Below are 17,364 nucleotides of genomic sequence, written 5' to 3' on the forward strand. Positions count from 1 at the left end.
ATATGATTTACTTATACGACGGGACAATAGAAGGACTTTTTACAGTAATTTTTAATGCCTACAAGGTTCTAGAAGATGTGGACTTAATCACTAAGAGGTCAGGCCAAATGAATTTTATGGCTGACAGAATCAAGTGCCCCACAGAAATTGACAAGGCCAAGAGGGTTAGAGATTCAATAATAAAAAACTTTTCTTATTCATTTTATGATTCAGTCCTAAGGGTATTTGCGGCAAACAACGAGAGAAAGGAAGTGGCCATAGCCAAGACCCTTAAAAAACTCTACACCCATGGATTTTATTATTATGAAAGTGCCGACGAAGACCTAGTTGAATTCAAAAATTTATTAAAGAGGGTCTCAGGAGAGATCCACTCTTTCAAGGGACTTCTTCGTTTTGAAGAAAAGGATGGCCTCCTCTTTGCCAAGTTTGAACCACAAAATGATATTTTGATTTTTGTCTACAAGCACTTTAAGAGAAGGCTAGTCAATGAAAAATTTGTAATTGCAGATATAGTTCGCAATAAGGCTGTAATCTACAATGGAGAAAGGGGCAACTTCTTTGACTTTGAAATGTCAGAAGATATGAAGACTGATGATTCTTATATTGACCTCTGGCTTTCCTTCTACGATGCTGTTGCCATTGATGAGAGAAAAAATGAAAAACTTAGGATGCAAAATATGCCAAAAAAATATTGGAAGAATTTGCCAGAGATGAATAGGCCAAAAAAATGTGATTAATAAAAATTTCTTCTAAGGGTATAAAGGACTTGGGAGGAGAAAATGGAAAAAAATAGAATTGCAAACTTAAATACTTATATAGAAGACCATTATCATGGAGCAAGATTTATTGAGTCCAGCGATTTAGAATTGCCAGACTTCTTGCAAAGGGAATTTAATGACAGTCACAACAACTGCACCATAGCAAGCCTAACAAGGATTATAAACTATTACTATAGAGACAAGGACAAATTTGAAATCTATGACGAAGTCTTTGCAATCGCCAAGAAAAATGGCTACTTCAAAAAAATAGGGACCCTTCCTGTGATGATTTCCCACATTGCCAATATTTATTTCAAGAAAAATAAAATTGACATAAGGGCAAGGGGAATTTACCTTGGCAACTTCTACTCCCACGTGAAGGACGAGATCGACAACTTCAGGCCACTAGTTATGAACCTGGGATCAGGATATTACAAGAACCATTCATTAGTTATCTCCGGTTATTCAATTTATAAATTCAAGGGGATGAAGGTCAAGTTCTTGCATGTTTATGATGGATGGAACAAGACTAAGTCCTACATCGACTACAATGATCTAAGGGGATTTTTGAAGGTTCCAATTTTTTCCTACAATGTCTTTGATGTTGACATAGGAGAAGACTTGTAATAAAGTTTAAGACCAGACAGGTGATGATATGGAAAGAAATTATTTGAAATTTTTGGTGTCAGAGCTTATCTTCGTAAGAGAAGACACACTTATAAATTTGATCCCCAAGACTGAAGAAAAGTATAGGGAGATCTTTGGGGAATTAGAAAATTATGTAGATACATTAAATTTAAATATTAGGAAAGTTAGAAGAAACTTAAAGCTCTTGGATAAACTTTCTCCAGACCTTGCAAAAAAAGAAGCAGAGAAAGAATTTAAAAAGGACCTTGATGAATTAAGAGAAGACCAAGACTATGAAGCTGAGCTTAAATTAGCTGACGATGAGGTCCAAAGACAGGTGGAAGACCTCTTTAGAGAAGCAATATTTTTCTACAGTCCCAAGCTTTACGATTTTTCTCTTGAAGAATTTGACCAAGCGAGAAATGCCTTTAAGGCCTGCGACAAGGAAGGACTTGAAAACTTTTTAAAAAAGGAGAGGCCCAAGGAACTTGAGATGAGTAATGACCAACTTGAAAAAATGAGGGAAGACCTTGAAATAGAAATTTCTATTTTATTTGAGAGATTTCCCCTCAATCAATTGGACATGCTTGAGGACAAGGAAGCCATTGACTTTAACCTCAATAGACTAAAAAATGTCTACGAAGAATACCAAGAAATCTACGGAAGCCTTGGCGAAGAATTAAATATTAAGATTGCAAAAAAAGAAACTACCTCTTAAAAAATTATGAGGTAGTTTTTTCATACTTATTTTTAATTATTTTTAGAGCCACAAGACTTGACAGGTATCCAAGTATTAGACCAGCCAAGACATCTGTTGGATAGTGGACTGATAGATACATACGTGAAAATCCAATTAAAGATGCCAAGATAAGGGCAAGAATCCCTTTCTTTTTATTGTAATAATAAATTGTAAAGGCTGCAGCAAAGGATGAGCCTGTGTGGCCTGATGGGAAGGAATAACCCATGGGCTCTTTTATCAAGAGGTCAAAGGCCTCTACCATAAAGGGTCTTGGTCTTCCAATGAGGGGCTTTAAGATTAAAAGTCCAACAATAGAAAAAATAATCAAACTTAAAAAAATACTAAGGGCTTTCTTTTTTGAGTCCTTATTTTTTTGGAAGAAGATAATAAGACCAAGGGCAATCCAAAAGATTCCCCCATTGCCAAGACTTGTTATAAAAATCATGACCTTGTCTAGGATGGGGGAGTGGATTGTTTCTAAAAATTTTAAGAATTGAACTTCCATTTATTCTTGTTCTTTAAACTTGCCCTTAATAAATTGCACAAAGTTCTTTAGGTTTTTCTTTAGGAAGGCTTCCTTGTGATAAACCATATAATAAGCCCTAGAAATTGCTAAGTCTTCCACCTTGTGCATAATAATTTCGTCATCATCGAAGGAAGACCTGGCACCAAGTGATATTGCATCAGAAGATTTGACAATATTTAGGACCATGTCCTTATTTTGACAGATATATTTAATATCAATTGGTATATTCTTGTCCCTCAAGTAGGAGAAAAGAATTTTCTTTGAAGCTTCGTCTAGGTCACCCAAGACAAACTTCTTGTCCTTTAAATCATCGTGAGTTAGGACTGGTTTTTCCTTTAAGTCAGAATGATTTGACGAAATTATATAAATTTCATCTTCGTAGAAGGGTTCTGCAATATTTGTTTCAACACCAGCATCACCATCAATGATTGCCATGTTAATTATTCCAGAATTTAACTTCTTAAGTATCTCTTCACGTGAGTCAACATAAACTCTTATCTTTATGTCTCCCTTTTTTTCTTCATATTCATCTATGATCTCTAGGAGAAATTGAGAGCTAAAGTTTGAACTTACGCCAAGATTAATGTTGTGTGCAGTTGATGAACCTTGTAAGAAAATAACAGTATCTTGAAATTGCTCCAAAATATTTATGGCAAAATCGTAAAGTCTTAAACCAACATCTGTTATGTATAATTTTTTTGAAATCCTATCGAATAGTTTGACATTGTACTCATTTTCAATTTGTGAAATGGCATGTGAAACAGTTGGCTGTGAAATCTTAAGATTTTTTGCCGCGTTAGACATGTTTTTAGTCTTGCAAACTTCAATGAAAATTTCCAAATCTCTAATTGTCATAAAAACCTCCTCAAACATATTCTATTATCATATTTAGCAAAAATCAAGAAGTTATAGAAGAAAGCTTATAAATTTGTTTTTAAAAATATTAATGTAAAGAAAAAAGCAGGAATATACCCACATTACAAAAAGAATACAAAAAAAACAGACAAAGCAAAAACTGCTCTGTCTATCAAGATTTATTTATATGGTAGGTTTTTAGGTCTTCAAGCCAAGTCTTGTCATCAGCAAGATTTTCTTGGAAGACTCCTTCACTCTTCATGTAGTCGATGAAAAATTTATTAAACTTATCCGCCCCACGGACATTTAAGTGTTGAGGGTCGTAAAAGTCCTCTTTAGTTAGTCCCATTTCATTAGAAAAATCGTTGAAGTCGATGAATTTTGCCCCGCGATCTTCTAGATATTTATTAAAGACCCTTATGTTGTCAGCATAATAGAAGTAGGCGTAAACTGGTGTCTTAACAAAGTAAACTTGGGCTCCATTTTTTTGGCAAATATCTATTATCTCATCAATTGCTTTTAAGTTTTCGTTTAGATAAGTATCATTGTCAAAATTTTTTATAGACTCTAGAAATTCTTCCTCATCTGCAATCACATCATTCTTGAAGTCTTGGCTCTGACCCTTTAATAGGACATAACCCTTTAAGTAGTCGTCATAAGATGCCTTGTCAAAGTCGTAGTCCTCATCCCTTAGTTCGTCCCACCTTGAGTGATAGGCAACAAGGGGGAAGAGGGCAGGAGCTTTTAAATCTCTCGGCACCTTTGTCCCTATCATCTTGAGCTTGTTAACTGACATGGGAAGGTAGTCGGAATAAGAATTCACAACTCCAAGGTCTTCTGTAATTTTAAAAATCCCGGCATTTATGTCCACAAAGACCACTTGAGGATTTTTTCTTTTAAAGGCTTCCTTTACATAAGTTGCCGTTATCTTTAGGGGTTGCTTTTGAGAGCTCAAGACATAGGATTTTATACCAGTATTCTCATAGATAAAAAGGGGTTCGAAAGAGCAGTAGGAATGACTTGTCCCAAAGAACATTGCATTGTAGTCTTCAGTCTCGTTAAAGAAGCCGCCAATTTTATTGCCCATGTCCCAGGGTTTTGCCAGGGACTTTCTTATAAAGAGGTTATTAAGTTGTAGGCAGGCAAAAATTAAGATGCCAAGAAAAACTATTGATTTTAAAATTCTTAAAAATTTTTTCATTTAACCACCTAAAACTGAAAATAAATAAAGGCTGACTCAGAAAATTCTGGACCATAAATTCCCAAAATTATAATTCCAAGGATAAAGGCCATATAAATTATCCATCTAATTGGAAGGACGAGTCTTATAATTTTTTCTCCAAGATTTATCCTATTGTACTTTAAGATGTCAAAGACAAGTAGGATAAAAATTCCCACTCCAAGAGGATAGAGGTTGGCAAGGCCAAACTTTGAATTTGTAATTTCTTCTAAGAGATTATTGGACCAAGGATTGTTGATTATTCCCAAGATGTAATCATTTCCCTGGTGGATGGTCTCTGCCCTAAAGTAGATAAAGGCAAAGACAACAATAAGAAGGGTCAAGATCCTCCTAAAGAAGTCCAAGAAAATATTTGACTTCCTATTTTTATTTATCCCAAGTAAACTTTCGATTACGTTAAAGACTCCGTGGATAAGGCCCCAGAGGACAAAGGAAAGTTCTGCTCCGTGCCAAAGTCCTGACACGAGAAAAACTATTAAGAGGTTTAGACACTTCCTAAAGCTTCCCTTCCTGTTGCCACCAAGTGGAATGTAGAGGTAGTCCTTAAACCAAGTGGAAAGGGAAATGTGCCAGCGTCTCCAAAATTCTGTAATGGATTTTGAAAGTAGTGGCTCCTTGAAGTTGTCCATGAGGTCTATGCCAAGAATTTTTGCAGACCCCTTTGCCATAATTGAATAGGAATAGAAGTCGCAATAAATTTGGAGGGTAAAGAGGAAGGCCCCAATTATTAAAAATCCCCTAGAATAAGTTTTATAATTTGCAAAGGCGTCGTTTACAAAAATTGCTGCCCTGTCAGCTAAGAGAAGCTTCAAAAACATTCCATAAAAAAATAGCTGCAAACCCCTCACGAGATTTTCATAAGAAAACTTTTTTGGATTTTTTATTTGTGGAAGAAGGTTAGTACTTCTCTCGATAGGTCCTGCCACAAGTTGGGGGAAGAAGGAAACGAAAAGGGCATAATCAATTAGTGACCTTTCAGCTTCAAGGTCCTTCCTGTAGACATCAATGGTGTAGCCAAGAGCCTGGAAGGTGTAAAAGGAAATACCAACAGGAAGTAGGAGGTCCAAGGCTATGTTAAAGTTGCCGCCAGAGATCTTTCCTGCCAAGTCCATAAAAAAGTTAAAGTACTTGAAGATAAATAAGATTCCCAAATTTATAAAAAAGCACAAAAAGACAGCAAGCTTCATCTTAGTCTTGGAGTCACGGTTGTTTTCAATGTAGATCCCCGTCATGTAGGTGATGACAATTGAAAGAACCATGAGGAAGGTGTACTTCACATTCCAAAAGCTATAAAATGTAAGGCTTGCTAAGAGCAAAAATATATTTTTAGATTTTCCCCTAAGCAGGTTGTAAAAAATTACAACTATGGGGAGAAAGATTAAGTATTCAAAAGAATTAAAAAGCATAAAATCCTCCAATTCCTATATAATATAGTAAAAATTAGAGGATTTCAATAAATTATTATCCAGCAAGAAGGCTCATTTTGTACTCCTTAGGAGTCTTGCCTGTATACTTTTTAAAAGTCATTGTAAAGTGAGGCTGAGAAGAGAATCCACACTCATAAGAAATGTATTCGAGGGTCTTCTTGTCTTCTAGGAGAAGCTTCTTGGCCTTATTTGTCTTTAAAGTGTTTAGGTATTGGCAGAAGGTAAAGCCAGTTTCTTCCTTAAAAAGTGAGCAGAGATAATTTTTTGATAGATGAAGTTTATCTGCAAGGTCTTCAAGTCCAAGTCCCTTGTTGTATTCTTCGTTAATAATTTTTATGGCCTTGTCAATAATTTCATTTTTAGAAAAACTTATGGCGTCTAAAAGAGAATTGGAGTAGGCCTCTATTAGGTCGTGACCCAATAGTTTAAGGTCTACTTCATCAAGTTGCCCTTCAAGTCTTTTTGCAAAGGCCTCATGTAAGTATGTGAGGTCCTTGTTATATGTAATCAAAAAATATGTATAAAGAAAGGTGTTTAAGTTTTCCATTTGTCTTTTCATCTCATCAAGAGAAGAAGTTTCGCTGCAAGGTGAAATTTTTTCAAAGATTTCTGTGGCACATTCAAGCAACTCTGGTCTTGTCATTTGTGCAAGGTTAAGATAATTTGTCATTTTTCCTCCTGTTAAAATTTTATTTATGTAATTTTTATAATTTTTTAGCTTAAGATAATTATAGGACAATTGATATCTAATATCAATAGAGAAGCTTAATTTATTTTTAAAATTTTAAAAGCCTTAATAAGAGCCATGCCATCATCTTTGTGAGATTACTAAACAAAAAATATTATTAAATATATTAATGAATTTTATTTAATTTGAATTTTTTTCAATTCACAAGAAGAAATAAAGCTTATAAGGTTTTAATTTTTAGCAAATAGCATATAATAAGATAGAGGAGGGATTACTGTGACAATTTCAAAAAATAAAATGATGGAACTAGAGAAGAGAACAATAGATGAATACAAAATTGATTCTCTTATTTTAATGGAAAACGCAGGAATGGGAATTTATCGTGAAATTAATCAGTACAATTCCTACACAATAATTTGCGGTAAGGGAAACAATGGTGGTGACGGCCTTGTCCTAGCCAGACACTTGATTTTAAATGGCAAACTTGTTGAAGTCTTTGTTGTTGGACATAAGATGACAAGTGAATTTGCAAAAAATCTTGAGATCTTAGAAAAACTTACCGAAATAAAATATATTGAAGACGAAAATAAATTTGAGGACCTAGTGGAGTCTCTTGAAGTTAATGAAGTTACTGTTGACGCAATCTTTGGACTTGGACTAAATAGGCCCCTAAATTCTTTTTATAAAAAGCTTATAAATCTTATAAACGCTCATGGCAATTATATTATTGGAGTTGATATCCCATCAGGCATGGACCCAGACACTGGTGACGAATATGGAGCTTGTGTTGGATGCAACTTGACCTTTGCCATATCAGACATAAAAGACGGTCAACTTTTAAACAGCAAGGTTGGAGAACTTAAAAAAATATATATAGGGATTGTGAGGTATGCAGATGAGTAAAAAAATGAACAGAAACATAAACTTGACAGAAGGCTCCATTCCCAAGGGGATAATTGCCTTTGCCATCCCCCTACTTCTCACAAACTTTTTGCAACAGCTTTATAACACAGCTGACCTTATGATAGTGGGTAGGTTCGCAGGCAAGAACCCCATGGCAGCAGTTGGTGCAACGGGACCAGTGTCCAACTTGTTAATTGGACTCTTCCTTGGACTTACAACTGGTGCTTCCGTAATAATTTCACTTTATTACGGATCCAATGACAGGGAAGCCCTAAAGAGGTCTGTAGGTTGTTCCTACTTCCTTGGACTTATGTCGGGACTCCTTATAACTATCTTTGGTTATCTAACAACACCATTTTTCCTAAGGATAATGGATACACCACCAGAAATCTTGCAGGATGCAACAACCTACATGAGGGTCTTCTTCTTGGGAACAGTTCCTATACTTATATACAACATGGGAGCCTCAATCCTAAGGGCAACTGGTGACTCCAAGAGACCTTTCAACTTCCTTTGTGTGTCAGCTGTAGTAAATATTGTCCTTGACTTAATCCTAGTAGGATATTTACAAATGTCAGTCCTAGGAGCAGGGATAGCAACTCTTGCATCCCAAGTTACATCAGCAATACTTGTAACATACTCACTCTTAAAGACTGATTCATCTTATAAATTAAGAAAGAGCGAGATTAAACTTCACAAGTTTGAAGCCAAGAGGATTTTTGAAGTTGGAATCCCAACGGGAATTCAAACGGCCCTTCTTTCCTTTACCAACGTAATCTTCCAAGCAAAGATTAACTCCTTTGGCCCCGATGCCATAGCCGGTGTAGCTGCAGAAGGAAGGATTGATGGCTTCCTCTTTATGTCCTTACAAGCCATTGCCCTTGCGGCAACAACCTTCTCGGGACAAAACTTTGGAGCCAAGAAGTTTGACAGACTTCGTGAGGGTATGAAGGTCTCCCTAATAATTGTATTTGGAATTTCCTTTGTCCTATCACTTATTGCCTACTTCCTAGCAAGTCCACTAATAGCAATCTTTAACCCAGACCCTGATGTAGTTGCTTATGGTGCCGACTTCCTAAAGATTTTGAGTCTTGGAATCTGGTGTTTTGGACTTTCAGAAACAATTTCTGGTTTCATAAGAGGAAGTGGACACGCAATGGGACCTATGATCATTTCTCTTTTGACAATTTGTATATTTAGGCTTGTAGTGGTTTACTTTGCAATGCCAATATTCAATTCAATAAGAGTAATTTCCATTATCTATCCAGTTTCATATTTTGCAAACTTTGTGATCATGGTACTTTACTTTAAATTTGGAAGATGGAGAAAAGATTTTGATATGTAAATGAAAATTTATAGATAATGACAAATTGGCACCAGCTTGGTGCCTTTTTTAATTGCAATGAAGTCAGGCTTTATTGTAAACTATACTTAATATAAGAAAAGCAGTGATACTATGAAGAAAAAAACTTTATTTTTAATAAGTCTTCTTTGCTTGGGAATTTTTTTTGCCCTCTATAACTTTAACCGCTATCCAAAAAAAGTGGTGGCAGAAATTCTCTACACCGTTGACGACAGGATTCTTGCCTTTGTTGATAAGAATATCCAAGACTTTGGCTTTGCAGATATTTTTAACAAGGTCAAATCCACTGGCGACTACGGAATAAGACTTAGCCTTGAAGATAATAAAAATGATAAATTAAATATTATCAATTACCAAAGTCCTGACAAGAAGGAAAGATACTATCATGAGAGAAGAGAAGTAGACCATGAAATAAAGACCTACGGGGAAAAAATCGTCAATAGTGACGTCTATCTCTATAGAGAAGACGTGTCAGATTTTCCACTTTACATTGACAGGAACACCATGGTGAACTTGTCTCGTGACTCCAAGGTCATGTCCGACCTTGGCTATGACATTAATAACAAAAAACTCTTCCTTCCACCAGTTTCCCTTTCTGAAAAAAACACAGAGCTTAAGAAATATGTGAAAAAGGAATGGGCAGAGACCATAAGAAGGACTAAGGTGAAGAAACTTTCAGACAAGTCCTACGAGTTGAAGGTGAGGTCCAAGGACCTAAAAGACCTTTTCGAAAAAATTGAGGGCTTTTACTATGAAGAAGATAGTTTTCCTTACTCTTATATTGCGAGACTTTTGAGAAGGGAATTTGCAAAAATTTCAAATGACCTAGATAAGAGGGACCAAATTGTCTTTTACATCTACACAGATGATGACCTAAATCTCTTGAAACTAAAGTCAGACGACAATAAGTATGCCCTAGCTATAAAAGACTACTTAGAGATAAAACTTCCAGAGACTAGAATCTACATCGAGCCAGAGGAAAATGAAAAACTTAGGACCCTAAGGGGAAAGATAAATGACAGACCCTTTAGGATGTCCTACTATCCCGATTCCAACAAGCTCATCTACCACGATGGGAGGACATTAATCAATGCCAGATTTTATAATTTTGTGAGATCCAAGAAGTTTAAGCTAATAGCTGATATAGATGGAGCGAAAATAAAAAAAATAAACTTAAACTTCTATACAATCCCAGAAAAAATTGAAAGGGAAAAAAATTATATAGAAATTTTAAAATTAAAGGAAGAAGATTGGCAGGAACTAATGTGGGGTGAAAAATTTGAAAAATGATATAAGTAAGAAGGACAAACTGATATTTAGGATCCTAATAGACTCTCTAATGGTGGGAGCCTTGGCAGGATTATTCTCTGTTCTTTATAGGTTTGTGATAATGAAAATGGACTTCTACAGGTCCTTCCTATACGGGGAATTTAACCCAAGGTCCCTAATAATTTTAATAGGCTTGGGAGCAATAATTTCCTTCATAATTCATCACTTGTTGAAATGGGCTCCCCTATCAGGAGGAAGTGGAATTCCACAAATTCGTGGCGAAATCCTTGGTAAATTTAGGATGGAAGAAGTCCCAACCCTCATATCCAAAATCCTTGGAGGAGGCTTGGGAAACCTCATGGGATTTTCACTGGGAAGAGAGGGCCCATCAATCCAAATGGGTGGAGCAGCGGCCAAAGGACTTGGCAAAATCTTAAAGAGACCACCAGATGAAATCAAGTACATGATAACAGCAGGGGCAGCAGCAGGACTTGCAGCGGCCTTTAACGCACCTTTAGCTGGTTGCATCTTTGCAATAGAGGAACTCCACAAGTCCTATTCAAAATTTGTCCTCTTGCCAGCCCTAATTGCATCAATAACTGCAAACTACATTTCCTTTATCATAATGGGACAAGAAACATCCTTCTCCTTCTTTGTCACAGAATCCCTGCCCATGAAGCTAATCTGGGTGGCCATCCTAATAGGAATCTTGACAGGTTTAGTGGGCGGAGTTTATAACTATCTAATAACAAAATTCCAAGACCTTTTCAAAAAAATAAATTCAAAAATTTTAAAGTACTCCCTATTGATGGGAGTGACAATCCTTGTAGGATTTATGTTTTTTGAAGGAACAGGTGGGGGACACGGACTTTTAGAAAATATGGCAAGAGAAAGATTTGCCGTAAAATATATCTTGGCAATCCTCTTGGTAAAATTATTTTACACAAGCTTTTGTTATGGCTCAGGAGTCCAAGGTGGAATCTTTTTGCCAGTCCTTGTAATAGGTGGATCATGTGGAGCCCTAATATTCTCTGCAGTCCACAATGCCTTTGGGCTAGATGCCTTTTACATCAACTTCATAATCCTTGGCATGAGTGGAATCCTCGCATCAGTAGTGAGAAGTCCAATCCTATCAATAATTTTGGTATCAGAAATGACTTCGACTTTTGAGCACTTGATTGCCCTTTCCATTGTAGTAATGGTTTCCTATTACGTTGCCGAAGCCTTAAAAGTCGCACCAATTTACGATACCCTCTTTGAAAGACAGTTAAAGGACAAGAACTTATTAAGTCCAAAAGAAAGAGAACTTGGAGACTACTCAGTCTTTGAATATACAATCACAGACGACTTCAAAAATCTGGGCAAAACCCTAAAAGAAATAAACTTCCCAAGACATTTGATAATAATGTCAATAGAAAGAGATGGCAGCGAATTTGTTCCAACAGCCGATGACGTGATCCTACTTGGCGACAAGGTCACAGTATTAATAAGTGCAGAAGATGCCCTAGACATAGACGAATTTTTTAAAGGCGAGTAAAATTAAGAAAACAAAATAATTAAAAAGCACTAAACTTGTAATAAGACACAAGATAGTGCTTTTATATTTTTTAAATTGTCAAAAAGAAAAAGTGCAAGATGTGTTTTCTTGCACTTCTTTTGTTTTTACTTTCGTTTTTGTTTAAAAGTTTGAAAGTATTTTGATTTTAAATTTAATTAAAAAATTTGAAATTATTATGACTTTAAATTTAATTTAAATATTTAAAATTATTATGATTTTGAATTTTTTCAACTTATTCTAAAATTAAAAAATTTTATTAACTTCTAATTATTTCACAGACTTTCTAAATATTTTTTAACTTGTGGTCCCACATAGGCCTTGTCGTCCTTTAAGAGGATTGGTCTTTTGACAAGCATCCCATCAGTTGATAGGAGCTCAAAAATTTCTTGGTCTGTCATGTCCTTCTTCTTGTCCTTTAAGTTTAGTTCTCTGTACCTCACTCCTGATGAGTTAAAAAGTTTATAGATGTCAACTTCTGCTAGGTCTTTGATTTTTTTCAGTTCCTCTACGCTTAGTAGGTCCTTGTCGATTTCCCTGTATTCATAGGAAATATTTTTTTCTTCCAAAAGTTTTTCTACATTCTTGCAAGTGCTGCATTTTTTGTATCCGATTAATGTGTTCATAATAGCCTCCTCCTAAGTCAAATTATACTATAAAAAAATTATAAAAAATTTTAAAAATTTTTGCAAAAAGTGTTTACATTTTTATATTACGTGATATAATAATAGTACCAAATAAGATTAACGTGATAAAGCAAGAAAGAATTGCTAAGGTTTTATCTTATTTGTGAACAATGACAATTCCATCCAATAAAAAAGTAAAAGCGTATTTGATTTTATTAATTTTATTAGCCTTTTATTAATTTCAATGAGGCTTTTATATAAACTGAAATTGAAGATGTAATTAAAGTAAGATGGTAAATAGTTTGAATTTTTTAAGTTAGTTTACTCTTAGTTTTTATATAAATGGCAGGGAGTCCTAGAGTTGGGAGCTCTCGGGAATGTTAATTTATATAGGGCTTTGGTAAAAAGAAGAATATAGGTGATTGATGTGATTGAACCAAAAAGTTTTAATTGGATGGAATTAAGAATCTGAAAAGAATGTCTTTAGATAATTGATTAAGGACATTCTTTTTTTGTAAGCTTTTTTAAGCTAGTTGTGGAAATTTAAAAAATTTTAAAGAAGATAAGGCTTGCGATTATAAAAAGTTGAAAAATATAAAAACAGATAACAAAAATGATTTATAAAGAAAAAATTAAAATTTTTTGTATTTTATATGTGTTTACAAGGGAAATAAAAAATAGGAAGAATAGAATAGTGAATTTAAAAAATAAAGAAGGAATTTTAAAAGGAACTAAAGAAAATTATAAGTAAGTAAAATTTAAAAACTTAAAAAATTTATAGATAAGTAAAATATAGAAGTAAAAGCAATCAATAAAATAAAAATCTACATAAAAAATCTCCACCTATGTGACATAAGTTGTGACATAAGTAGAGATTATTTTTATTTAAATTTATTAATCTTCTTTTGCTAAGATTTTTGCAGCCATTTCCTTACCGAAGTCAATTAGTTGTTTTAATTCTTCGTCAGTTGCTGCACCTTGGATTTCAAGTTGAGTGTCAAGCACATCGTACTTGCCTTCTTCCATGTATTTCTTTAGAGTCTTTAGGGCTCCACCTGACCATGAGTAGGAACCGAAGATTCCCCAATAGTTGTTTTTCATTCTTTGGTGAGAAACTTCTGTCAATAGGTAGTTCATTGGTGGGAATAGGTTGTTGTCATAAGAACATGATCCCAAGATAACTCCCTTGTATCTCCAGATGTCAGAAAGTAGGTAGGAGTTTGAAGTCTTTGTGATGTCACGAACCTTGACGTTTTTAAGTCCACCTTCAGCAAGTCCTCTTGCAACTGCTTCTGCCATTGTTTCTGTGTTTCCATACATTGATCCGTAGATTACCACACAACCATCAATAGTTTCTTGCTTAGCAAGTGAAGTGTAGATGTCTATAATCTTTTGTGGGTTTTCTCTCCAAATTGGTCCGTGGTCTGGACAAATTAGTTCAATATCAAGACCTTCTAGCTTCTTAAGAGCTCTTAGGGCTTGAGTTGCGTACTTACCAACAATATTGATGAAGTATCTTGTAGTTTCTTCTAGGTAGTGTGAATCGTATTCGATTTGGTCGTCAAAGATTCCACCATCTAGTGTTCCAAAGCCACCGAAGATGTCTTGAGAGAATAAAGTCTTAGTTGCTTCTTCGTAGGCAACCATAGATTCTGGCCAGTGAACCATTGGAGTCATGTAGAAAGTAAGTTTTCTATTACCAAGTTCAAGAGTTTCGCCTTCCTTAACTTCTATGATGTTGTCAGTAACTTCGTAGAAGTTGTTTAGCATTGCAACAGCCTTCTTGTTAGTAACAAGTTTTGCATCTGGATAAATATCCAAGATTGACTGAATTGAAGATGTGTGGTCTGGTTCCATGTGATTGATTACTATGTAATCAATTTTTTCATTTTCTCCAATAATTTCATTGATCTTTTGAATGTAATCGTCAATTGTGTTAACCCTTACTAGGTCGAAAAGTATATTTTTTTCTCCCTTTAATACAAAAGAGTTGTAAGCAACACCCTTTGGTAGTGGCCACATTCCTTCAAATAGTTCTGTCTTCCTATCATTTGTACCTATGAAATAAATATCATCTTTAATAGGCACTGATAATAAATTTTCCATATATCCTCCTTATATTTTCATAAAACAAGGACTTAATTAAGTCTTTGTTCCAATTATTTAAGATAGTAAATATCACAATAACTTTCTTACCCCATAATCCCAATAAAATTCAGGATTAATATAATTTTAGTAAAACTCTAAAAAGCTGTGTCTCTCGCCCTTCTCCTTGTAGCCAAGAATTTGTTCCATGTTGACATTTTCTGTGGCACGCAAGAGGTTGATGTCCACATTTTTGTTTTCTTTCTTGAGCTCTTCAATAAGGTCTTTTATAAAAAATCTCTTGTTGCCAGACTTCTTTTGGGTAACTGTGCAGGCACAGTCAAGAGCAGTAAGGCCAGTTGACTTCATAAACCTAATTATGGCTTCTTCCTTTACAAGATACATGGGCCTGATGAGCTCAAGACCTTCAAAGTTTTTAGACTTTAACTTTGGCATCATTGTCTTGAAGTCGCCAGCATAAATTATATTTAGAAGAACTGTCTCTATGACATCGTCAAAGTGATGGCCTAGGGCAAGCTTGTTGCAGCCAAGCTCTTGGGCCCTGTTGTATAAGTTGCCACGACGCATTCTTGCACACATGTAACAAGTTGATCCGCCTTCAGACAATTTTTCTGCAACAGAAAATACGTCAGAGTCGTGAACCTTAACGGGTATCCCAAGTTTTTCGCAGTTGTACTCCAGCCTTTCCCTATTCTCAGGAAGGTAGCCTGGGTCCATAGCAATGAATTCTAATTCAAAGGGAACCTTGTTATGCTTTTTGAGTTCCTGCAAGAGCTTGGCAAGAGTTAGGGAGTCCTTGCCTCCTGATATAGCAACAGCAATCTTGTCGCCAGGGCTAATCATTTCATAATTGTTGATTCCCTTGACGAATTTTTTATAAATATCTCTTCTATAAGTTTTTATTAGGGACCTCTCTATGTCCACAATACTTTTAACTTTTTCCAAAAAATTTCACCTTTACCAATCTGTTTTTATTATAGCATAGTTATTTACTTATTGATAAGAAAGTCTAAATCTTTAAGACCTTCCTAATGAAAATAAAATCCCGATTAAAAATTTTGCTTAAAAATTATAACACAAGAAGTCTTTTATAAAAATATTTTTGGGAATATATAGGTAAAGTTCATTAAATTATAAAATTAAAGGCCTTTGTGATATAATTTATGTAATTAACTAAGGGGAACTAGCTAGGCTAGTTGAAAGAAAAGGAAGTATAAAATGGTAAATTATAATGTAAAGAAAAATTACACTCTGCTTGTGGATTTCTATGAGCTGACAATGGCAAATGGATTTTTTAAGGAAGGACTAAGGGATAAGACTGTTATCTTCGACATGTTCTTTAGAGAGGTGCCTGACAATGGAGAGTACACAATTGTTGCAGGCCTTGAACAGCTTATCGAGTATATGGAAAATCTTCACTTCTCTGATGAAGATATAGACTTTTTAAGAGAAAAAGGAATTTTTGACGAAGAATTTTTAACTTACTTAAGAGATTTTGAATTTAAATGTGACGTTTGGGCAATGCCAGAGGGAACACTTGCCTTCCCTGGCGAACCACTATTAACAGTAAGAGGTCCAGCAATTCAAGCGCAAATGCTTGAAACTATGGTTCTACTTACAATTAACCACCAATCCATGATTGCAACTAAGGCATCAAGAATTGTTAAGCAAGCCAAGGGCAGACCAGTTGTTGAATTTGGATCCAGAAGGGCCCAAGGATATTCTGCAGCCAATCTTGGAGCAAGGGCAGCCTACATTGGTGGCTGTGCAGGAACAGCCAACACCTTGACAGACAAGATGTTTGGGGTGCCAGCTCTTGGAACAATGGCCCACTCTTGGGTTCAAATGTTTGACACAGAACTAGAAGCCTTTAGGGCCTTTGCAAGAGTCTATCCAGACAACTGCCTACTTCTTGTTGACACTTACGACACCCTAAAGGAAGGTGTCCCTAATGCCATCAAGGTCTTTGACGAAGAAGTTGTCCCTCGTGGATTTAGACCTAAGGGAATAAGGATAGACTCAGGAGATATCACTTATATTTCCAACAAGGCGAGAAAGATGCTTGATGATGCAGGCTATGAAGATGTTCAGATTATGGCATCCAACTCCCTAGACGAGTACACAATTAGGACAATCCTCCACCAAGGAGCAAAGCTTGATTCCTTTGGAGTTGGCGAAAGACTAATCACATCAAAGTCATCACCAGTTTTTGGTGGAGTTTATAAACTTGTTGCCACTGAAGATGAAAATGGAAAAATAACTCCAAAGATTAAAATTTCTGAAAACGTGACAAAAATTACTACACCAGGCTTTAAGGAACTTTACAGGTTCTATGAAAATGAAACAGGCAAGGCCATGGGTGATGTCATTGCCCTAAGAGATGAAGAAATCCCTAAGGACAATTACGAAGTCTTCCACCCAATTTACACTTGGAAGAGAAAGACTCTTACTGACTACACAGCGAAGAAGGTTCTTGTCCAAATTTATGACAAGGGAGAACTTGTTTACAAGATGCCAAGTCTTGATGAAATAAGACAAAGGGCAAAAGACGAACTTGATACCCTTTGGGAAGAAACAAAGAGACTTGACAATCCAAATGAATATATTGTTGACTTGTCAGAAGAACTTTGGCAACTAAAGGACAACTTATTAAAGAAGCACGGAAAGAATTAAAATAAAAAA

The 17,364-nt window shown here is 35.4% G+C and carries 17 protein-coding genes; 9 read left to right on the forward strand and 8 right to left on the reverse strand.

Features of this window, described 5'->3' with window-relative positions:
- Positions 1 to 2 precede the first annotated feature (2 nt).
- The 3 genes from HMPREF3023_RS02230 to HMPREF3023_RS02240 are packed head-to-tail and all read left to right on the forward strand — an operon-like array spanning position 3 to position 2,103.
- Positions 3 to 737, forward strand: a complete 735-nt coding sequence (locus HMPREF3023_RS02230) for a TIGR03915 family putative DNA repair protein (RefSeq protein ID WP_070700227.1) — start codon at positions 3 to 5, stop codon at positions 735 to 737.
- A 42-nt stretch (positions 738 to 779) separates the two neighbouring features.
- On the forward strand, positions 780 to 1,385 hold the full coding sequence (locus tag HMPREF3023_RS02235; RefSeq protein WP_070700228.1) for a C39 family peptidase: 606 nt from the start codon (positions 780 to 782) through the stop codon (positions 1,383 to 1,385).
- A gap of 28 nt (positions 1,386 to 1,413) precedes the next feature.
- The gene (locus HMPREF3023_RS02240) at positions 1,414 to 2,103 is read left to right on the forward strand and encodes a hypothetical protein (protein WP_070700229.1); all 690 of its coding nucleotides are present in this window, start codon (positions 1,414 to 1,416) and stop codon (positions 2,101 to 2,103) included.
- 4 nt (positions 2,104 to 2,107) lie between these two features.
- On the opposite strand, the gene HMPREF3023_RS02245 is transcribed toward HMPREF3023_RS02240, so the two are convergent.
- The 5 genes from HMPREF3023_RS02245 to HMPREF3023_RS02265 all read right to left on the reverse strand — a co-directional run bounded on the left by HMPREF3023_RS02245 (position 2,108) and on the right by HMPREF3023_RS02265 (position 6,842).
- Entirely contained in the window at positions 2,108 to 2,629 is a 522-nt protein-coding gene (locus tag HMPREF3023_RS02245; RefSeq protein ID WP_070700230.1) for a phosphatase PAP2 family protein, read from the reverse strand.
- Positions 2,630 to 3,505: a LysR family transcriptional regulator gene (locus HMPREF3023_RS02250; RefSeq protein ID WP_070700231.1), complete on the reverse strand. Its 876-nt coding sequence runs from the start codon at positions 3,503 to 3,505 to the stop codon at positions 2,630 to 2,632. It abuts the gene before it with no gap.
- Positions 3,506 to 3,677: 172 nt separating this feature from the next.
- Positions 3,678 to 4,706 (reverse strand): hypothetical protein, encoded by a 1,029-nt coding sequence (locus tag HMPREF3023_RS02255; protein ID WP_070700232.1) that lies wholly within the window; start codon positions 4,704 to 4,706, stop codon positions 3,678 to 3,680.
- Positions 4,707 to 4,714: 8 nt separating this feature from the next.
- A complete protein-coding gene (locus HMPREF3023_RS02260; RefSeq protein WP_070700233.1) occupies positions 4,715 to 6,151 on the reverse strand; it encodes an MBOAT family O-acyltransferase in 1,437 nt (478 codons plus the stop codon).
- A 55-nt stretch (positions 6,152 to 6,206) separates the two neighbouring features.
- Entirely contained in the window at positions 6,207 to 6,842 is a 636-nt protein-coding gene (locus HMPREF3023_RS02265; protein WP_070700234.1) for a helix-turn-helix domain-containing protein, read from the reverse strand.
- Positions 6,843 to 7,136: 294 nt separating this feature from the next.
- On the opposite strand from HMPREF3023_RS02265, the gene HMPREF3023_RS02270 reads away from it, so the two are divergent.
- The 4 genes from HMPREF3023_RS02270 to HMPREF3023_RS02285 all read left to right on the forward strand — a co-directional run bounded on the left by HMPREF3023_RS02270 (position 7,137) and on the right by HMPREF3023_RS02285 (position 11,932).
- Positions 7,137 to 7,763 (forward strand): NAD(P)H-hydrate epimerase, encoded by a 627-nt coding sequence (locus HMPREF3023_RS02270; protein ID WP_070700235.1) that lies wholly within the window; start codon positions 7,137 to 7,139, stop codon positions 7,761 to 7,763.
- Complete coding sequence (locus tag HMPREF3023_RS02275; protein WP_083315492.1) at positions 7,756 to 9,108, forward strand: MATE family efflux transporter; 1,353 nt, start codon at positions 7,756 to 7,758, stop codon at positions 9,106 to 9,108. Before HMPREF3023_RS02270 ends, HMPREF3023_RS02275 begins: the two co-directional genes overlap by 8 nt.
- 111 nt (positions 9,109 to 9,219) lie before the next feature.
- Positions 9,220 to 10,416 carry a hypothetical protein gene (locus HMPREF3023_RS02280; RefSeq protein WP_070700237.1) on the forward strand — a complete coding sequence of 399 codons (1,197 nt, stop codon included), beginning with the start codon at positions 9,220 to 9,222 and terminating at the stop codon, positions 10,414 to 10,416.
- Positions 10,397 to 11,932 (forward strand): ClC family H(+)/Cl(-) exchange transporter, encoded by a 1,536-nt coding sequence (locus tag HMPREF3023_RS02285; protein WP_246829170.1) that lies wholly within the window; start codon positions 10,397 to 10,399, stop codon positions 11,930 to 11,932. The genes HMPREF3023_RS02280 and HMPREF3023_RS02285 overlap by 20 nt, the downstream gene beginning before the upstream one ends.
- A gap of 293 nt (positions 11,933 to 12,225) precedes the next feature.
- On the opposite strand, the gene HMPREF3023_RS02290 is transcribed toward HMPREF3023_RS02285, so the two are convergent.
- Positions 12,226 to 12,576: a Spx/MgsR family RNA polymerase-binding regulatory protein gene (locus HMPREF3023_RS02290; protein ID WP_070700239.1), complete on the reverse strand. Its 351-nt coding sequence runs from the start codon at positions 12,574 to 12,576 to the stop codon at positions 12,226 to 12,228.
- A gap of 613 nt (positions 12,577 to 13,189) precedes the next feature.
- On the opposite strand from HMPREF3023_RS02290, the gene HMPREF3023_RS09440 reads away from it, so the two are divergent.
- Positions 13,190 to 13,327 carry a hypothetical protein gene (locus tag HMPREF3023_RS09440; RefSeq protein WP_168165796.1) on the forward strand — a complete coding sequence of 46 codons (138 nt, stop codon included), beginning with the start codon at positions 13,190 to 13,192 and terminating at the stop codon, positions 13,325 to 13,327.
- 143 nt (positions 13,328 to 13,470) lie between these two features.
- Here HMPREF3023_RS09440 and HMPREF3023_RS02295 read toward each other — a convergent pair whose 3' ends face one another.
- Together HMPREF3023_RS02295 and HMPREF3023_RS02300 are read right to left on the reverse strand one after the other, a co-directional pair.
- Positions 13,471 to 14,682, reverse strand: coding sequence for an FprA family A-type flavoprotein (locus HMPREF3023_RS02295; RefSeq protein WP_070700240.1), 1,212 nt, complete (start codon positions 14,680 to 14,682; stop codon positions 13,471 to 13,473).
- A gap of 126 nt (positions 14,683 to 14,808) precedes the next feature.
- Positions 14,809 to 15,627 (reverse strand): tRNA lysidine(34) synthetase, encoded by an 819-nt coding sequence (locus tag HMPREF3023_RS02300; RefSeq protein WP_070700241.1) that lies wholly within the window; start codon positions 15,625 to 15,627, stop codon positions 14,809 to 14,811.
- 273 nt (positions 15,628 to 15,900) lie between these two features.
- Between HMPREF3023_RS02300 and HMPREF3023_RS02305 the strand changes: the two genes are divergently transcribed.
- Positions 15,901 to 17,355 carry a nicotinate phosphoribosyltransferase gene (locus tag HMPREF3023_RS02305; RefSeq protein WP_070700242.1) on the forward strand — a complete coding sequence of 485 codons (1,455 nt, stop codon included), beginning with the start codon at positions 15,901 to 15,903 and terminating at the stop codon, positions 17,353 to 17,355.
- Positions 17,356 to 17,364: the final 9 nt, after the last annotated feature.

Source organism: Peptoniphilus sp. HMSC075B08, assembly GCF_001815405.1.
Lineage (GTDB): Bacteria > Bacillota > Clostridia > Tissierellales > Peptoniphilaceae > Peptoniphilus_A > Peptoniphilus_A harei.

What these genes read in the sequence shown, in the direction of transcription:
- HMPREF3023_RS02230 (WP_070700227.1), top strand. Translation starts at nt 3, where the DNA reads ATGATTTACTTATACGACGGGACAATAGAAGGACTTTTTACAGTAATT.
- HMPREF3023_RS02235 (WP_070700228.1), top strand. Translation starts at nt 780, where the DNA reads ATGGAAAAAAATAGAATTGCAAACTTAAATACTTATATAGAAGACCAT.
- HMPREF3023_RS02240 (WP_070700229.1), top strand. Translation starts at nt 1,414, where the DNA reads ATGGAAAGAAATTATTTGAAATTTTTGGTGTCAGAGCTTATCTTCGTA.
- HMPREF3023_RS02245 (WP_070700230.1), bottom strand. Translation starts at nt 2,629, where the DNA reads ATGGAAGTTCAATTCTTAAAATTTTTAGAAACAATCCACTCCCCCATC.
- HMPREF3023_RS02250 (WP_070700231.1), bottom strand. Translation starts at nt 3,505, where the DNA reads ATGACAATTAGAGATTTGGAAATTTTCATTGAAGTTTGCAAGACTAAA.
- HMPREF3023_RS02255 (WP_070700232.1), bottom strand. Translation starts at nt 4,706, where the DNA reads ATGAAAAAATTTTTAAGAATTTTAAAATCAATAGTTTTTCTTGGCATC.
- HMPREF3023_RS02260 (WP_070700233.1), bottom strand. Translation starts at nt 6,151, where the DNA reads ATGCTTTTTAATTCTTTTGAATACTTAATCTTTCTCCCCATAGTTGTA.
- HMPREF3023_RS02265 (WP_070700234.1), bottom strand. Translation starts at nt 6,842, where the DNA reads ATGACAAATTATCTTAACCTTGCACAAATGACAAGACCAGAGTTGCTT.
- HMPREF3023_RS02275 (WP_083315492.1), top strand. Translation starts at nt 7,756, where the DNA reads ATGAGTAAAAAAATGAACAGAAACATAAACTTGACAGAAGGCTCCATT.
- HMPREF3023_RS02280 (WP_070700237.1), top strand. Translation starts at nt 9,220, where the DNA reads ATGAAGAAAAAAACTTTATTTTTAATAAGTCTTCTTTGCTTGGGAATT.
- HMPREF3023_RS02290 (WP_070700239.1), bottom strand. Translation starts at nt 12,576, where the DNA reads ATGAACACATTAATCGGATACAAAAAATGCAGCACTTGCAAGAATGTA.
- HMPREF3023_RS09440 (WP_168165796.1), top strand. Translation starts at nt 13,190, where the DNA reads ATGATTTATAAAGAAAAAATTAAAATTTTTTGTATTTTATATGTGTTT.
- HMPREF3023_RS02295 (WP_070700240.1), bottom strand. Translation starts at nt 14,682, where the DNA reads ATGGAAAATTTATTATCAGTGCCTATTAAAGATGATATTTATTTCATA.
- HMPREF3023_RS02305 (WP_070700242.1), top strand. Translation starts at nt 15,901, where the DNA reads ATGGTAAATTATAATGTAAAGAAAAATTACACTCTGCTTGTGGATTTC.